The 16,908-nt window shown below is 60.8% G+C and carries 12 protein-coding genes; 8 read left to right on the top strand and 4 right to left on the bottom strand.

The genetic code is table 11. The features are described 5' to 3' along the window. Nucleotides 1-33 precede the first annotated feature (33 nt). The 4 genes from QD356_RS03500 to QD356_RS03485 all read right to left on the bottom strand — a co-directional run bounded on the left by QD356_RS03500 (nucleotide 34) and on the right by QD356_RS03485 (nucleotide 5,629). Complete coding sequence (locus tag QD356_RS03500; RefSeq protein WP_192837991.1) at nucleotides 34-1,269, bottom strand: Gfo/Idh/MocA family oxidoreductase; 1,236 nt, start codon at nucleotides 1,267-1,269, stop codon at nucleotides 34-36. A gap of 279 nt (nucleotides 1,270-1,548) precedes the next feature. After that, complete coding sequence (locus tag QD356_RS03495) at nucleotides 1,549-2,580, bottom strand: LacI family DNA-binding transcriptional regulator (protein WP_054555839.1); 1,032 nt, start codon at nucleotides 2,578-2,580, stop codon at nucleotides 1,549-1,551. Nucleotides 2,581-3,255: 675 nt separating this feature from the next. Then, nucleotides 3,256-3,450, bottom strand: coding sequence for a CsbD family protein (locus QD356_RS03490; protein ID WP_043334054.1), 195 nt, complete (start codon nucleotides 3,448-3,450; stop codon nucleotides 3,256-3,258). 637 nt (nucleotides 3,451-4,087) lie between these two features. Continuing rightward, nucleotides 4,088-5,629 (bottom strand): carbohydrate porin, encoded by a 1,542-nt coding sequence (locus QD356_RS03485; protein WP_225996396.1) that lies wholly within the window; start codon nucleotides 5,627-5,629, stop codon nucleotides 4,088-4,090. Nucleotides 5,630-6,010: 381 nt separating this feature from the next. Between QD356_RS03485 and QD356_RS03480 the strand changes: the two genes are divergently transcribed. From QD356_RS03480 to QD356_RS03445, 8 genes are all read left to right on the top strand, one after another. Further along, nucleotides 6,011-7,279 carry an ABC transporter substrate-binding protein gene (locus QD356_RS03480; protein ID WP_192837990.1) on the top strand — a complete coding sequence of 423 codons (1,269 nt, stop codon included), beginning with the start codon at nucleotides 6,011-6,013 and terminating at the stop codon, nucleotides 7,277-7,279. Nucleotides 7,280-7,294: 15 nt separating this feature from the next. After that, on the top strand, nucleotides 7,295-8,269 hold the full coding sequence (locus QD356_RS03475) for a sugar ABC transporter permease (RefSeq protein WP_043334056.1): 975 nt from the start codon (nucleotides 7,295-7,297) through the stop codon (nucleotides 8,267-8,269). An 11-nt stretch (nucleotides 8,270-8,280) separates the two neighbouring features. After that, entirely contained in the window at nucleotides 8,281-9,123 is an 843-nt protein-coding gene (locus QD356_RS03470; RefSeq protein WP_043334057.1) for a carbohydrate ABC transporter permease, read from the top strand. 26 nt (nucleotides 9,124-9,149) lie between these two features. Then, nucleotides 9,150-10,790, top strand: a complete 1,641-nt coding sequence (locus tag QD356_RS03465) for an alpha-glucosidase (RefSeq protein WP_192838262.1) — start codon at nucleotides 9,150-9,152, stop codon at nucleotides 10,788-10,790. A gap of 45 nt (nucleotides 10,791-10,835) precedes the next feature. Then, nucleotides 10,836-11,942, top strand: a complete 1,107-nt coding sequence (ugpC, locus tag QD356_RS03460) for a sn-glycerol-3-phosphate ABC transporter ATP-binding protein UgpC (protein ID WP_107335103.1) — start codon at nucleotides 10,836-10,838, stop codon at nucleotides 11,940-11,942. A 151-nt stretch (nucleotides 11,943-12,093) separates the two neighbouring features. Beyond that, on the top strand, nucleotides 12,094-13,743 hold the full coding sequence (locus QD356_RS03455; protein WP_192837989.1) for an alpha-amylase family glycosyl hydrolase: 1,650 nt from the start codon (nucleotides 12,094-12,096) through the stop codon (nucleotides 13,741-13,743). 41 nt (nucleotides 13,744-13,784) lie between these two features. Beyond that, nucleotides 13,785-15,449 (top strand): alpha-amylase family glycosyl hydrolase, encoded by a 1,665-nt coding sequence (locus tag QD356_RS03450; RefSeq protein WP_192837988.1) that lies wholly within the window; start codon nucleotides 13,785-13,787, stop codon nucleotides 15,447-15,449. 92 nt (nucleotides 15,450-15,541) lie between these two features. Then, nucleotides 15,542-16,846, top strand: coding sequence for an ABC transporter substrate-binding protein (locus QD356_RS03445; protein ID WP_225996395.1), 1,305 nt, complete (start codon nucleotides 15,542-15,544; stop codon nucleotides 16,844-16,846). Nucleotides 16,847-16,908 lie beyond the last annotated feature (62 nt).

The following is a 16,908-nucleotide window of genomic DNA, read 5'->3' as shown; positions in this document are numbered from 1 at the left end:
TGGCTATCTCAATTCCACAGCCGAATCAGCGCGTCAATTGACTGTCCGCCGTGATGGGAGAGACACCCAATCGCCATTTCGTCGACTGGAGTCGAGCGCGGTGGCGGCGAACTCGACACCACGCACACCACTGCGCAGGTCGGGATACCAGCAGGCCAATGGGTGCGGCTCAGTCCCCTGCTGGCAGGCAGTGATGTCCTCATGGAGGTCGCTATACAGGGAAGAAAAGGCTTCGCGATAACCTTCGGGATGTCCAAAGGCCACACGAGAGATGCGCGTGGAGGCTTCATGAAGTCCCGCTGCCCCTTTGGAGAGCAGCACAGGAGCGCCATCAAGACGGCGGAACAGGAGCTGATTGGGGGTTTCCTGATGCCATTCGAGCCCCCCGAGACTGCCGAAGATCCGGAAGCTCAGGCCATGCTCGGCGCCGGCAGCCGCCTGGGTAATCCACATCAGGCCGCGGGCACCATTGCCATAGCGCAACATTACGTTGGCATTATCGTGCGCTTCGCGTCCGGCCACGCTGGCCGTGACATCGGCACTCAATTCACTGGTCTCAAGCCCGGAAACATACTCGAGCATATGAAAGGCGTGGGTGGCGATATCATTGAGTATCATCGACTCCCCCGCGATGGCGGGGTCCATATGCCAGTCGTGGCCTGCCTTTTCCGCATCCGTCAGGCAGGCCAGGTGCCCCTGAACGTAGTCACACTGCAGCTGACGGATTTCACCGAGCTCGCCATTCTCGATCATGGCGCGTGCCTGACGCACCATGGGATAACCGGTATAGCCATAGGCCATGCAGAAGCGCAGCCCTGCCCGCTCGGCAATCGCTTCAAGCTCGCGAGCCTGAGCCGGATCATTGACCAGCGGCTTTTCACAGACGACATGAAAGCCCAGCTCCAGAGCCAGCTTGGCCAGGACGAAGTGACTATCGTTGGGCGTGAGAATGGCGATCACCTCAGCACCATCTTCGCGGGCAGCTTCCTCGCGTAGCAGTGATTCACCATCGCCATAACCACGTGCGATGTTGAGTTGTTCCGCCTGCTGGCGAGCACGCTCGGGATTCGATGACAGCGCACCGGCGACGACACGATACCGTCCATCCATCTGCGCCGCCGCACGATGGACCTGACCGATGAAAGACTGAACGCCTCCCCCGATCATCCCCATGCGCAGCACTTTGGGGGCCAAAGTGCTCGACTGGTGTTCCGCTGTCTGCTGTGAGCTTGAAGGGTGATCGAGTGAGGGCGGTGTCTGCTGAGTCATTGGGCGTCTCGGCTTCAGGCGTGGATGGCGTTATTGTTCTATCGCGTACCACAGGGGCTTTTCCTTGGCTTTGGTACGCTGCATATCAAGCAGCCTAGCGCAGCCAAACCGGCTTTGAAAATGTTTTCAAAGCCATTTAGACCAAGGGACGAGAAAGAACGAAAATCCACCGATGTGCCAACGAATCGCCAGTATTCCAGGCGGACTACCAAGAGAGTGCTGCTCCGCCACCAGAGAAGATTTCACGAGAAAACTATCAAGCGTTCTGCAGTGCGCGTGTCAGTTGACGTGACGAGTCGACCCGCGTTGCGTGATCTGACACGGCATGATGACCCGACTGGGCGCCATGCCACCTTGCTTGATGCGCGCGAACAACAACGACACCGTCTTGTTGACCATTTCCGTGAATGGCTGGCAGATCGTCGTCAGATCATAGGATTTGCTTGAGGCAAAGCGAATGTCATCCACCCCGACGATACCGATATCCTGTGGTATGCGGTGCGAGAACTCATGACGTATGGCGTCCATGCCGCCACATGCCATGATATCGTCAAAGTAGAAGATGCTATCAGGAATGACCTCCGCCTCTGCGAACAACTCACAGGTGGCTTCATAACCCGCATCGTAGCTGTGGCGATGCCCTTCCCCCACGCCATGCAAGGTCAGCCCGCGCTGCTCCAGCCGCTCGATGAAGCCACGCTTTCTATCCAGCGTGGCCTGCTCCTTGGTCGACGCCCCCACATAAGCCAGCCGACGATAACCGAGATCAATGAGATGATCTGCTGCCATGCGCCCCATCTCGACATCGTCACAGGTCACCACACAGGCGCCGGAATCTTCTCCATCACGCCCGAATATGGCCACAGGCGTATTCTGCTTCGCACAGGCCTCGACCAACTCCGGCGGCACCGATGCAGAAGTGACGATCAAGGCATCGACATGATATTCCATCACCAACGAGACAGCCTCCGAGATGCTTTTCTCGGTATTCACGTTGATCAACAAGGTGTGGCAGTTATGCCGCTGAATCGCAGCAGAAAATTCGCTGAGAATCGCCAGGTAGACAGGGTTCTCGAAATTGGTCACGAGAATCCCGATCAGGCTGGATTGCGACTTGATGCCTCGTGCCAGACGATTCGGCTTGTACCCCATTCGCTCGGCTACCGCCAGGATCCGGCTACGCATCTCGGGGGAGCTGCTGCCTTCAGGATTCATTGCCCGAGAGACCGCCGCAATCGAGACGTTGGCCTCCTTGGCAACTTCAGTGATGGTGACACGCTTGGATGAGGATATGTCCTCGGACTTCTTCATGCTCACTCCCTAACGGGGCTCAATGCTCAACATCTCATCAAGGCATTCCACCCCACATTGGATAATCATTGGCCGACCATACCGCGGATCACGCAAGCATGCAGCAGGCGCATGATGAAGAATACAGCCATATCACGTTGGCTTTGACGTGTGCCACCAGGGAGTCAATAGCCGCCTTTCGATAACACGACCCTGGCGACTATCTCTGGCAGCACGACGGCTCAGGACCACAGTAGAACTGACGCAACAGCCGATGCATCGGTTGCTGGAGCCTCGTCGTGGCACACCCAGACGATGACCTTGGATACGACTCGGAGGTCGCCAATCACGAAGATGTGCAAAGGGCTTTGACAGTAAATGTATTGCTATGCCCTCTATAGCCCCACCTGGCGAGGGACCAAGGAGAATATCAATGGCTTGACACGCCAGTACTTCTCCAAGGGGCAGTCTCCAAGAATGTCAGTAATACTGAGCTACGCAAGGTGCGTCGAGAAATGGAATGACCATTCTCGACAGCGCCTCGGCTATCGAATAGCCATCCCAAGTATTCTCGAGAGAATGTTCTAAAACCCTGTATACCATGCGTGCTGCTCTTGTTGCTGGAGCTCAGACACAAAAAACCGATGCCTGCAAAGCGCAAGCATCGGTAACATGGAAATATATATTAAAAAAGCTTTACGAATCGGACAGTTTATTCCATTCCTTTTCAGCGTCTTCTTTGTTCATGCCATAACGCTCTTGAACCTTTCCGACAAAGTGCTCCTTGCGACCCGCAATTTCGTCGACATCTTCATCTGTAAGCTCTCCCCAACCTTCGCGGACCTTACCTTTGAGTTGCTTCCACTTACCTTCGGCGATATCACTATTCATGGCAGTCTCCTAAATCAAACAGATAATGCGATAAATAAAAATCTACCAATGACCAGTCACATGCTGTGATTGAGCCTCATGGCAGGCCACGAATATAAGCTAGCACAGATATTAGGGCTCAACAACAGCCCTACCGCTTCACCTCATTGGTGGTGCGACCACTGACTTTACATAAAATATAGCGCGAGCCAGCCGAGTCAATACAACATCATCGACAGAAAGTTCCCTTCATCTTTCCGTGGCATACCGCCATTTCCCAGCCTTCAACAACCAATGTGACAACTGTCATTAAATGTATAGGGCAAAATATTCAGCATACCCCATCAATAACTCACTATAAGGTGCCGGATGATCGATTCTTACAACGAATCTATCCTTTATTAGCCTCTCGCATGCCCATCAAGCAATCCATACAGAAAAGGCATCATGGGTATCAAGCTGCACAATCAAGAGACAACGATACTGAAAATTCATGCCGACTTCCTAAGCAGCTCCTCCCAGCATTACGAACAAGATCTCGCTCGTCAGTTTGCGGTCAGCGTCTCAACCATCCAGCGATGACGTTACAAAAAACCCGCGGCTGACCGCGGGCAAGATCGAAACACTGGCAGACGATGATCAGCTTGGCATCCTGCTCCTAGAACCATACCTCGCTCTGGACACCGAAGGCCCATTCGCCTCCCGTGAAGCCTGCACTCCCGAGGGCATCGTCTTCGGAGTAATCATTGAGCTCCTCATCCCAGTCACTCCAGGACGCGAACAGGCGAATTTCCGGACGCTTCCAGAAGCCACCGACTTCAGGCTTGAAGGTCGGTGCAATGGTGAACTTGCGATACCCGCCTTCCACGGCAGTGCCTGTCGAGCCTGGGTCCAGGTCCATCCATTGATAGCTCAGCTCGTACTGCATCTCGAAATTCGTCGTCAGCTCATTGGCCAGACGCGCATTGAAGGTCGCCCAGGAATACTCATCTCCATCGTCGTAGCGATCTTTGCTCACCTCTGCCAGAACGGCTGGTGCGAAGCGCCACTTGGGTGCGAGATAGGTCGTGCCGTAAAGCCCCAGGCGAGTAGAGGTGGCGTCATCCGTCAGGTTCCCGTCAGCCCCGATGACCTTGGTCTCCGCGCCGAGCCCGCGGCCATGCAGCACGGCGGCCTTGAAGCTGCCATCGGCGAGGCCAAAGAAGCTGTCGCCATGGTAGGCCAGCATGGTGTGGAAGCCGGAATCGGCCGCTTCGGCCCCCGTGTCCATGGCGCGCTCTTCATTGTCTGCCGCCGACAGGGCACTGACCATCCACTGCCAGTGGCCGACATAGTTGTTCATGGTGAACGTCAGGTTGTCGGTATTACCGCCAGTATCGGAGTCCTCTGTCGGGTATTCACTGTAACTGCGCCCGTAGACCGAGAAGTTGGCTTTCCAGTCATCGGCAAGCTGGACGTCGTAGATACCTGCGCCGGTCCCGGCGAGGAAGATGAAATCGCTGTCTAGCCAGTGGATATCGAAGTTGTCCCGATCGAAGCGCTTGCCCGCCCAGATGGAGGAATTCTCGAAGGCGCCGGTAAAGCTCGGCAGATCGCTCAACTCCACGAAGACCTGTCGTACGTTCAGACTGGACTCGTCCGAGGTCCAGTCGTTACTGGTCTCTACTCCGTCGGCAATCATGGTGCGGTAAAGCGCCTTCGTCCCGTTGTCGTAGCGGGTCTTGTAGTTGAATACCGACTCGACGTAGGTGTCGGGCTCGTTCCCCAGCCGCCCGACCGCCCCGCCCACCGAGCCCGCCGGCGTGAGATAGGGGCCGCCTTCGATGCTCTTGCCTCCTTCGCCGATCAATAGCCCAGAGCGGGCATAGGCATTGAAGGAGAAACCTTCTTCGCCACTGGCCTGGCGCTCGACGGCCGCCAGACGCTCTTCGAGGTCCTCGGTCTGCGCGGTCACGCGCGCGGGTTGATCAGCCTCATTCGACTGGCGCTGAACGGCCATCGCGCGCTCTGCCTCGGCGGCGCGACGCTCAGCCGCTCTGGCCCGTTGTTCGGCGTCATCGATACGCTGTTCCAGCTCTGCGAGCCGCGCCTCGATATCGCCTGTCCCGTCGGCATTGGCGAGTCCACTGGTGCTCATGACCGCTATGGCAACGGCCATGACGAGTGGGGTCTTGAGCGGGTGCTGAGGGGGAGTTGTCATGTTGAAGAGAGCCTTTGTTGTTGTTGACGAATCACTCGCTTGGCGATGATCAGCGAAGTGGCGCCCGAATCATTGGCGTTGGCGTTGGAGGGGTGGCCACATTCACTTAATCGTTTAAGACCCTAGTGGCAATCCGGCGCTCCAGACACACGACTTATGTCGAAATTCGACCAAAGGGGAGCGATCACCGCGTAAAACTCCCATTTCTGGCGACATATCGGTGACAGCAAGACCAAAGTTCAGGTTGCGGATATCGACGCCAATCGCTTGACTGTGACTACGCCTTAATCGATTAAGAAACCACCATCAGACGACGTTGTGACTCTCCCCCACCCAGACGTCCGATGCGGGTCAAACAACAACAAGTGACGAGGATCCACCATGCAACGCAAGACGCTAATCGCCTCAAGCTTCGCCCTGCTGGGAGCAGCCACCACCGCCCCTGCCATGGGCGCGGACCTGACCATCTCCTGCGGTGCGGTCGGAGCCGAACTGGAACTCTGTGAACAGGGCGTCGCTGCCTGGGAAGACAAGACCGGCCATGAGGTCGATATCGTCTCCACGCCCAATTCCTCGACGGAACGCCTCTCGCTCTACCAGCAGATTCTGTCGGCCCAGTCCGGTGACATCGACGTCTTGCAGATCGATGTGGTCTGGCCGGGCCTGCTCGGCAATCACCTGCTTGATCTGCACCAGACGCTCGGCGAAAAGGCAGCGCAGGGCCACTTCAAGACCATCATCGACAACAACACGGTCGATGGCCGCCTGGTGGCCATGCCCTGGTTCACGGATGCCGGGGTGCTCTACTACCGCAAGGACCTGCTGGAGAAGTACGGGTTCGCACCTCCCGAGACATGGCAGGAGCTGACAGAGACTGCCACGCAGATCCAGGCCAAGGAACGCGAGACCGGCAGCGAGAAGATGTGGGGTTACGTCTTCCAGGGGCGTGCCTATGAGGGCCTGACCTGTAATGCGCTGGAATGGGTCGCCAGCAATGACGGTGGCGCCATTGTCGATGCCGATGGCGAGATCACCGTCGACAACCCCAATACGGCCTCCGCTCTCGACCTGGCCGCCAGCTGGATCGGCGAGATCACCCCGCAAGGGGCGCTCAATTATTCCGAGGAAGAAGCCCGCGGCATCTTCCAGTCCGGCAACGCCGTCTTCATGCGCAACTGGCCCTACGCCTGGTCGCTGACCCAGAGCGATGACAGCAAGGTGGCTGGCAAGGTCGGGGTGGTCAAGCTGCCTCACGGCGCCGAGGGAGAAAGCGCAGCGGCGCTGGGCGGCTGGAACCTGGCGGTCTCGAAGTACAGCGAGAACCCCGAGCTCGCCTCACAGCTGGTGGCTTTCCTCACCGGTGAGTCCGAGCAGAAACGCCGGGCCATCCAGGCCGCCTACAACCCGACCCTCACGGCGCTGTATCAGGATGAAGAGGTGCTCACCGCCGTGCCCTTCTTCGGCACGCTCTACGACACCTTCACCAATGCCGTGGCACGTCCGTCTGCCGTCACCGGTGACAACTACGGCCAGGTCAGCAACGCCTTCTTCAATGCGACCCACAGTGTGCTGAGCGGCGAGCAGAGCGGCGCCCAGGCCGTGGCTCAGCTGAAGGGCGAGCTGTCTCGCATCAAACGTCGTCGCTGGTAACCCGGGAGGTTTCGCATGACAACCACGCTCAATGAGTCAGTGCCGACGGACACGCCCTCGGCCCGGACCCGCAAACGCGGCACCAAGGTCAGACGCCAGCGGGTACGTGCGGCCTGGACCTATCTCGCGCCGATGCTGGTCGCGCTGGCCCTGGTGGCCGGCTGGCCACTGCTGAGAACCTTCTACCTCAGCTTGACCGATGCCTCGCTCTCGGACACGACCGGCGCCGCCTTCATCGGCTTTGAAAACTATCTCGTGAAGGACGACGGCGTCTGGTACGGCCTGCTGGCTGACCCGGTGTGGTGGAATTCCGTCTGGAACACCGTCTATTTCAGCGTCATCTCGGTGTCGCTGGAAGTTGTCTTCGGCATCATCGTGGCCCTGCTGCTCAACGCCGAATTCAAGGGGCGCATGCTGGTCCGCGCCGCGGTGCTCATCCCCTGGGCCATCCCGACCATCGTCTCCGCCAAGATGTGGGCCTGGATGCTCAATGACCAGTTCGGAATCATCAACCACCTGTTGATGGGGCTGGGGCTGATCGATGCGCCACTGGCCTGGACGGCGGATGCCGATCTTTCGATGTGGGCCGTGATCATGGTCGATGTGTGGAAGACCATCCCGTTCGTGGCACTGCTGGTACTCGCCGCGCTGCAGATGCTGCCCAAGGATTGCTATGAAGCCGCCGAGGTCGATGGCATCCACCCGGTGAAGGTGTTCTTCCGTGTCACCCTGCCATTGATCACCCCGGCCCTGCTGGTCGCCGTGATCTTCCGTCTTCTCGATGCACTGCGCGTCTTCGACGTCATCTATGTGCTGACCTCCAACTCGTCCAGCACCATGACCATGTCGATCTACGCCCGCCAGCAACTGGTGGAGTTCCAGGACGTGGGCTACGGCAGTGCCGCCTCCACGATGCTGTTCCTGATCATCGCGCTGGCCGTCGTGGTCTACCTCTACCTTGGCCGCCGCCAACTGGGAGTGGATAAATGAATCAGCATCCGATGAATCGTTACCAGATGACCCGACTCGCCAAGCTGGTCGGCAAATGGGCCTTGATCGCCATCATCATCGTCTACGCCGTGTTCCCCTTCTATTACGCGGTCATCACCTCACTGAAACCGTCCAGTGAGCTGTTCGAGGTCAACTACTGGCTGACCTCACTGGACTTCAGCAATTACGCCCAGATCTTTGCGCAGAAGAGTTTCCTGCAGGCGATCGGCAACTCGATCCTGATCGCCTTGAGCGTCGTGTTGATCGCCTTGCTGCTGGGTATCACCGCCTCCTATGCACTGGGACGCGTGCGCTTTCGCGGCCGCTCCACCGTGATGCTGATCATCCTCGGGGTCTCGATGTTCCCTCAGGTCGCGGTGCTGTCAGGGCTGTTCGAGGTGATTCGCAGCCTGAATCTCTACAACAACCCTGGTGGCCTGATTCTCAGTTACACCATCTTCACGCTGCCCTTCACTGTCTGGGTGCTGACGACCTTCATGCGTCAGCTGCCCATGGAACTGGAAGAGGCCGCGATCATGGACGGCGCTACGCCGTGGGAGACCATCACCAAGGTCTTCCTGCCCCTGATGTGGCCGGCCATGGCCACCACCGGGTTGCTCGCCTTCATCGCGGCCTGGAACGAGTTCCTGTTCGCCTTGACCTTCACGCTGACCGACAGCGAACGCACCGTGCCGGTCGCCATCGCCCTGATCTCCGGCGGCAGCCAGCATGAGCTCCCCTGGGGCCCCATCATGGCCGCCTCCGTCACCGTCACCATACCGCTGGTCATCCTGGTGATGATCTTCCAGCGCCGCATCGTATCCGGCCTGACCGCCGGCGCCGTCAAAGGATAATCTTCATGTCATTGCTCGAAGCCCAAATGCAGACCTCCTCCAGCTGGTGGCGCGGTGGCGTCATCTACCAGATCTACCCGCGCAGCTTCCTGGACAGCAACGGCGACGGGATCGGGGATCTGCCGGGCATCACCGCCAGACTCGATTACGTGGCCTCCCTGGGCGTGGATGGCATCTGGCTGTCGCCCTTCTTCACCTCTCCGATGCTCGACTTCGGGTATGACATCAGCGATTACCGTGATGTCGACCCGATGTTCGGCACCCTGGAGGACTTCAAGGTGCTGCTGGAGCGCGCTCACTCGCTCAATCTCAAGGTCATGATCGACCAGGTGATCAGCCACACCTCCGATGAGCATCCCTGGTTCCAGCAAAGCCGTCAGGACCGTACGAATGACAAGGCCGACTGGTTCGTGTGGGCAGACCCCAAGCCCGACGGCACGCCGCCCAACAACTGGCTGTCGATCTTCGGCGGCTCGGCCTGGACCTTCGATTCGCGCCGCCAGCAGTATTACCTGCATAACTTCCTGACCAGCCAGCCCGACGTGAACTTCCACCACCCAGAGGCCCGTCAGGCTCAGCTCGACAACATGCGCTTCTGGCTGGAACTTGGCGTCGATGGCTTCCGACTGGATACCGTCAACTTCTACTTCCACGACCAGGCCCTGCGCGACAATCCGCCGGTACCGGCAGGCGAAGCCAAGACACTGGGCGCGCCGGATTCCAACCCCTATACCTGGCAGCGCCACGTCTATGACCTGAGCCGCCCGGAAAACCTCGACTTCCTCAAAGACCTGCGCGCCCTGATGGATGAATACCCGGGTACCACCACAGTGGGCGAAATCGGTGATGACAAGCCGCTGGAGCGCATGGCGGAGTACACCGCCGGGGGCGACAAGCTGCACATGGCCTACGGGTTTGATTTGCTCAATGCCCCGCACTCCGCAGGCTATCTGCGAGAAGTCATCGAGCGCTTCCAGCGCCTGGCCGGTGATGCCTGGCCATGCTGGGCCCTGTCGAACCACGACGTCGTGCGCAGCGCTACACGCTGGGGTGCCGACGAAGACCCGGTGGCCTATCCCAAGGTCGCCCTGGCCATGGTGTTGTCACTGCGCGGCAGCGTCTGCCTCTACCAGGGTGAGGAGCTGGGCCTGCCGGAAGCCGAGGTGCCCTTCGAGCGCATTCAGGACCCCTACGGCAAGGTGCTGTGGCCGGAATTCAAGGGCCGCGACGGTTGCCGGACTCCCATGCCCTGGCGTCAGATGGCCCGGGGGGACTTCTCGAATGTCGAGCCCTGGCTGCCGGTCGATGAACGCCACCTGCCACTGGCCGTGGCCAATCAGGAAGACGACGCCAACTCGGTATTGCATGCCACACGCACCCTGCTGAATTTCCGCCGCCAACACCCGGTCCTGCGCGAGGGGAACATTGAACTGGTGGACGTGGGTGACGAGCTGCTGGGCTTTCAGCGCGAGCACGATGGCCAGCGCATGCTGTGTCTCTTCAACCTGACCGGCACCGAACGGACCACCGCACTGCCGCAAGCCTACGCAGGCGGCGCGCGCCTTCTCGAGGGCACGGGCTTCACTGCCGAACTGGACGAGGCTCAGCCCCAGGCAGCGCGCCTGGCACTGCCGGCCTATCAGGCTGCCTTCCTGGCACTCGACTAACCTTCTTTCGAAAGCCGGTGCCGAGCACCGGCTGGGAGTCGCAAGATGACAAGCGTAACCCTCTCCAAGATCAACAAGACCTTCGGCAGCACGCACATCATCAAGGATCTGGACTTGAAGATCGGCAGCGGAGAATTCGTGGTCTTCGTCGGGCCGTCAGGCTGTGGCAAGTCGACCTTGCTGCGCCTGATCGCCGGGCTGGAATCGATCACCGAAGGTGAGATGCATATCGCCGGCGATCTGGTCAATGACCTCCCCCCGCGTGAGCGCGGCGTGGGCATGGTCTTCCAGTCCTATGCGCTCTACCCGCACATGACGGTGTACGAGAACATGGCCTTCGGCCTCAAGCTTGCCAAGGCCGACAAGGACAACGTCGAGCAGCGCGTGATGGAAACGGCGCGCATCCTCCAGCTCGAGGAGTTGCTGAATCGCAAGCCCAAGGAGCTTTCCGGTGGCCAGCGCCAGCGCGTCGCCATGGGGCGCGCCATGGCGCGTGAGCCCAAGATCCTGTTGTTCGACGAGCCGCTCTCCAACCTGGATGCCTCGCTGCGCGTCCAGATGCGCAACGAGATCGCCCGCCTGCACCATCGCCTGGGCTCCACCATGGTCTACGTCACCCATGACCAGGTCGAAGCCATGACGCTGGCCGACAAGATCGTGGTACTGCGTGATGGGCGTATCGAACAGGTCGGCAGCCCCCAGACGCTCTATCAGGCGCCGGCGACCCGCTTCGTGGCCGGCTTCATCGGCTCCCCGACCATGAACTTCCTGCCGGCAGAGCTGCTGCGAAGCGAGGGCAATGGCTGTCGCATCTCGACGCCCGGGATCGGCGAACTGGATCTGCCTCGCGATGCCGGCGACGAACGCACTGGCAGCCGCCTGACGCTGGGGATTCGTCCCGAACACCTCTGCCTGGAAGAGGCCCGTGGCGACAACGCCTTCGAGATCGTCAACGTCGAGTACCTGGGCAACGAAGTCTATGTCTATCTGGACCCGAAAGACGGCGACAGCCTGCTGATCCACCGCAGTGAAGCCCCCAGTCAGTGGAAGATCGGCCAACGCGTCGCGCTGGTGCCGGACCTGGAGCACGTGCATCTCTTCGACAGCCAGGATCGCGCGCTGAGCCTGACCCAGCAACGCCAGGCAGCCTGACGTTCAGGGCCTGTTCTGCAGGGCTTTTCCTCGAGGACCTGGCAGCCAGGACTGAGTATCCAGCGCCTACTCACGGCGCCTCAGGCCAACCGCTTCATTCTCCGCAAGGACCGCACGGGCGGGAGCCATGGCTCCCGCCCAGGAGACTCGCATGTCCACGATTCGAGACACCCAGGTGTCGGCCCACGATTGGTGGCGCGGTGCCGTCATCTATCAGATCTACCCGCGCAGCTTTCAGGACAGCAATGGCGATGGCATCGGTGATCTGCCGGGCATCCTCGAGCGCCTGGATTACATCGCCTCGCTGAATGTCGATGCGATCTGGCTATCTCCCTTCTTCACCTCGCCCATGAAGGACTTCGGCTATGACATCAGCGACTATCGCGATGTCGACCCGATGTTCGGCACCCTGGAGGACTTCGACCGTCTGGTCGAGGCAGCGCATGCGCGCGGCCTGAAAGTCATCATCGATCAGGTGCTCTCACACACCTCCGACGCCCACCCGTGGTTCGAGGAAAGCCGCCAGAGCCGCGATAACCCGCGCGCCGACTGGTATGTCTGGGCAGACCCCAGACCCGATGGCGCACCGCCCACCAACTGGCAATCGATCTTCGGGGGCTCCGCGTGGCAATGGGATACTCGCCGCTGCCAGTACTACCTGCACAACTTCCTGATCGAGCAGCCGGACCTCAACTTCCATCACCCCGATGTCGTGACGGCCATTCTTGAAGAAGTGCGATTCTGGCTGGAGCGGGGGGTGGATGGTTTCCGCCTGGATGCCATCAACTTCTGTACACATGGTGAGCTAAAGGATAACCCGCCGCGGCGCGAGATCGCTGAGGGCTTCATTGGCGTGCGCCCGGACAACCCCTACGGCTATCAACAACATCTTCACGACAAGACCCAACCCGAGAACCTCGCCGTTCTCGAACGGCTGCGGAGTCTGCTCGATGAATACCCCGGCACCACCAGCGTTGGCGAGGTCGGCGACGATGACTCCTTGCGCGTGATGGCCGAGTACACCCGGGGCGACCAGCGGCTGCACATGGCCTATTCCTTCGATCTGCTGACCGAGAACGCCTCACCCGACCACCTCCTGGCGACCCTGCAGACGATGGAAGCACAGATCGGGGACGGCTGGCCGTGCTGGGCGCTGGGAAACCACGATGTCACACGTCTGGCAACGCGCTGGGACGCCGAAGCCTCGCCGGCGCGCCTGCGCCTCTATCTCGCCTTCCTGCTGACCCAGCGCGGCAGCGTCTGCCTGTATCAGGGCGAAGAGCTGGGACTGAGCGAAGCCCAGCTACGCCATGACCAGCTGGTGGACCCCGCCGGCATCACCTTCTGGCCACGCTACAAGGGACGCGACGGCTGCCGGACGCCCATGCCGTGGCAGGCCGGTGAGTCGCATGCGGGCTTCTCTCGCGTGTCTCCCTGGTTGCCGGTTCCCGACTTCCACCATGCCTTGGCCGTCGACCATCAGGAACACGACCCGGCATCGCTGTTGAATGCCAGTCGGGAGCTGCTCGCCTTCCGCCGCCGTCACTCCGCTCTCAGCCGAGGGGAGATCCACTTCCACTCGCTGCATGAGGAGGTCATCTGCTTCACGCGTCTCTCAGACGGCGAGTCGTTGCTGATCGCGCTCAACTTCTCTGCCCAGGCCCTGACTCTGGAGACCGCCTGGCGAGCGGAAGCCCTCGAGGATGCCCCCGGCATGATCAATGGTCACTGGCAGGCAGGTCGCCTGACGCTGCCGCCCCACGGCGTTGCCATCGCGCGCTGTGTTGGCGAGGCGCACTGAATCTCCCGCTTGCCGATCACGCGACTCACAAGGAGGTCATGATGACCCTGTCTCAACTCGACCCTCACGCACGCCTCGACTGGTGGCGTGGTGCCACGATCTATCAGATCTACCCCCGCAGTTTCATGGATGCCAACGGCGACGGCATCGGCGACCTGGCCGGCATCATCGAGCGCCTGCCCCATGTGGCCAGTCTCGGCGTGGATGCCATCTGGCTATCCCCTTTCTTCACCTCGCCGATGAAGGATTTCGGCTATGACGTCGCGGACTATCGGGATGTCGACCCGATGTTCGGCCACCTGGAGGATTTCAAGCACCTGGTCTCGCAAGCCCACCAGCTGGGGTTGCGCGTGATCATCGACCAGGTGCTGTCTCACAGCTCCGATCAACACGTCTGGTTCCAGCAAAGCCGTCAGGACCGCCACAACGCCAAGGCCGACTGGTATGTCTGGGCCGACCCGCTCCCAGATGGCAACCCGCCCAACAACTGGATGGCAGCCTTCAGTGGCCGCGCCTGGACCTTCGATGCCAAGCGCCGCCAGTACTATCTGCACAACTTCCTGGCCAGTCAGCCGGATCTGAATTTCCATCATCCCGAGGTGCGCCAGGCGCAGCTGGACAACCTGCGCTTCTGGCTGGATCTGGGGGTGGACGGCTTCCGCTTCGACGTCGTCAATTACTACTTCCATGACCGCGCCTTGACCGACAACCCAGCGATGGCGCGCGAAGGCGTCAACCCGGGCAACCCGCAGAGCTATCAGCGAATGCAGCACAATATCGAGCAACCGGAGAATCTGGCGTATCTGGAGCGCATCCGCGACATGCTCGATGAGTACCCGGGCACCACCAGTGTCGGCGAGATCGCCGGCAATGACCCTCTCCCGACCATGGCTGCCTATACCGCCGGCCAACGCCGCCTGCACATGGCCTACACCTTTGACCTGCTCAACAGTGATGGCGATGCCCGCGCGCTTTACGACGTGCTGACGCGCTTTGCCGAGCAAGGCGAAGACACCTGGCCTTGCTGGGCCCTGTCCAATCATGACGTGGAACGCAGTGCGACCAGCTGGGGAGAATCGCGCGCCCTGCTCGCCCTGACGGTGTTGTGTTCGCTGCGTGGCAGCCTGTGCCTCTATCAGGGAGAAGAACTGGGGCTTCCCGAAGCGGAGCTGGCCTTCGAGGACCTGCAGGACCCTTTCGGCATCAACCTGTGGCCCGAGATCAAGGGCCGCGATGGCTGTCGCACGCCGATGGTCTGGGATGACAGCCTGAACGGTGGATTCAGCCGCTGTGCGTCGAAGTCCGGCGTTGAGGCCACGCCCTGGTTACCGGTCTCCCCACGCCAGTTGCCATTGTCGGTGGCGCAGCAGGAACGCCGTGATGACAGCTTCCTGTCGCGAGCGCGTCGCCTGCTGCGCTATCGCGGCACCAGCCAGGTGCTGCGCGAGGGTGATCAGACCCTGATTGCCCCCGAGCGGCTCCCGGACGACGTCTTCGCCAGCGTGCGCCAGCATGGAGCGCAACGCCTGCTGTGTCTGGCACACCTCGGGACAGGCGATACGCCGAGCGTGATCGACCCGAGTCAACTGGCGCCAGACATCACCACCTGGACCACCCTCGAGATCGCCGGTGTCACGGCGACACACGCCTCTCACCACCCCCTGTCGCTGATGCCAGGCAGCGCCATGTGGCTCGCCCTCAACTGACGCCTGGCAGATTCGATGCTTCACGGGATGCTCGGTGGATGACGGTCATCCCGGACGCCGCAACAACAATCACAATGATGGAGTCGCACGCCATGCCTTCTGTTATCAGCACCCCACGCCAACGGATGCTCACGACCCTCAAGGGTAGCGCCGGTGCCCTGTTGTTGAGCGGGGCCTCATTGACGGCACCCCTCGCATTGGCCACCGAGGTCACGATTGCCTGTGGCCCCGGCGGAGATTCCGACATGTGTCCGGAGCTCGCCCAGCAATGGGCCGAGCAGTCCGGCAATCGTGTCAATGTGATCTCCACTCCCAACGACACCACCGAGAAGCTCTCGCTGTATCAGCAGCTGCTGAGCAGCGGTTCCAGTGATATCGACGTGCTGATCGTCGACATGGCGTGGCCTGGGCTGCTCGACGATCACCTGGTCGACCTTTCCCGTTACCTGCCCGACGATGCCACCGAGGGCTTCTTCCCCGTGCTGGTCGACAACGGCACCGTAGCGGGACGTCTGGTGGCCATGCCCTGGTACACCGACGCAGGCGTGCTCTATTACCGCAAGGACCTGCTGGAAAAATACGACCAGCAGGTGCCGGAGACTTGGCAGCAACTCACCGAGACGGCGCGCACGATCCAGGCGGCGGAACGTGACGCCGGCAATGCCGATTTCTGGGGATACAGCTTCCAGGGGCGCGCCTACGAGGGGCTGACCTGCAACGCACTGGAGTGGGTCGCAAGCCAGGGCGGCGGCACCCTGGTGGATGATGCCGGTGAGGTCACCATCGACAACTCGCGCGCCGCCGAGGCACTCGACCTTGCCGCCTCCTGGATCGGCAGCATCGCTCCGGAAGGCGCGCTGAATCATACCGAGGAGGAGTCACGTGGTCTGTTCCAGTCGGGCAATGCGCTGTTCCTGCGCAACTGGCCCTATGTCTGGAAGCTCAGCCAGGCCGAGGGCAGTCCGGTGGCAGGCAAGGTCGGCATGGCGCCCCTCCCTCATGGCCCGCAGGGCGAGTCACGCGCAACCCTGGGCGGTTGGAATCTTGCGGTATCACGCTACTCGGAGCACCCACAGGCCGCAGCGGAGCTGGTCGCCTACATCACCGCCGCTCCGCAGCAGAAGGCCCACGCCATGAAGATGGGGCGCAACCCCACCATCGAACACCTCTATCAGGATGACGAGGTGCTGGCGAGCAACCCCTCGATGGGGGAGCTCTATGAAGCGCTCAGAACCGGCGTCGCGCGCCCGGCCTCGGTGACGGGAGATGCCTACGCACGCGTCTCCAATGCCTTCTTCAATCGCACCCATCAGGTGCTGTCGGGCGAGGGAACCGGTGCTCAGGCGGTGGAAGCGCTCGGGAGAGAACTCACCCGCATCGGACGCCGCGGCTGGTAACGCCAACGGCCTCACCCCGCCAGGCCTTGCGCCTGCAGACTGATGACGCCCGGAAGGTCTCG

Source organism: Cobetia sp. 2AS (genome assembly GCF_029846355.1).
Lineage (GTDB): Bacteria > Pseudomonadota > Gammaproteobacteria > Pseudomonadales > Halomonadaceae > Cobetia > Cobetia amphilecti.
This window is presented reverse-complemented; position numbering and strand designations above follow the sequence as displayed.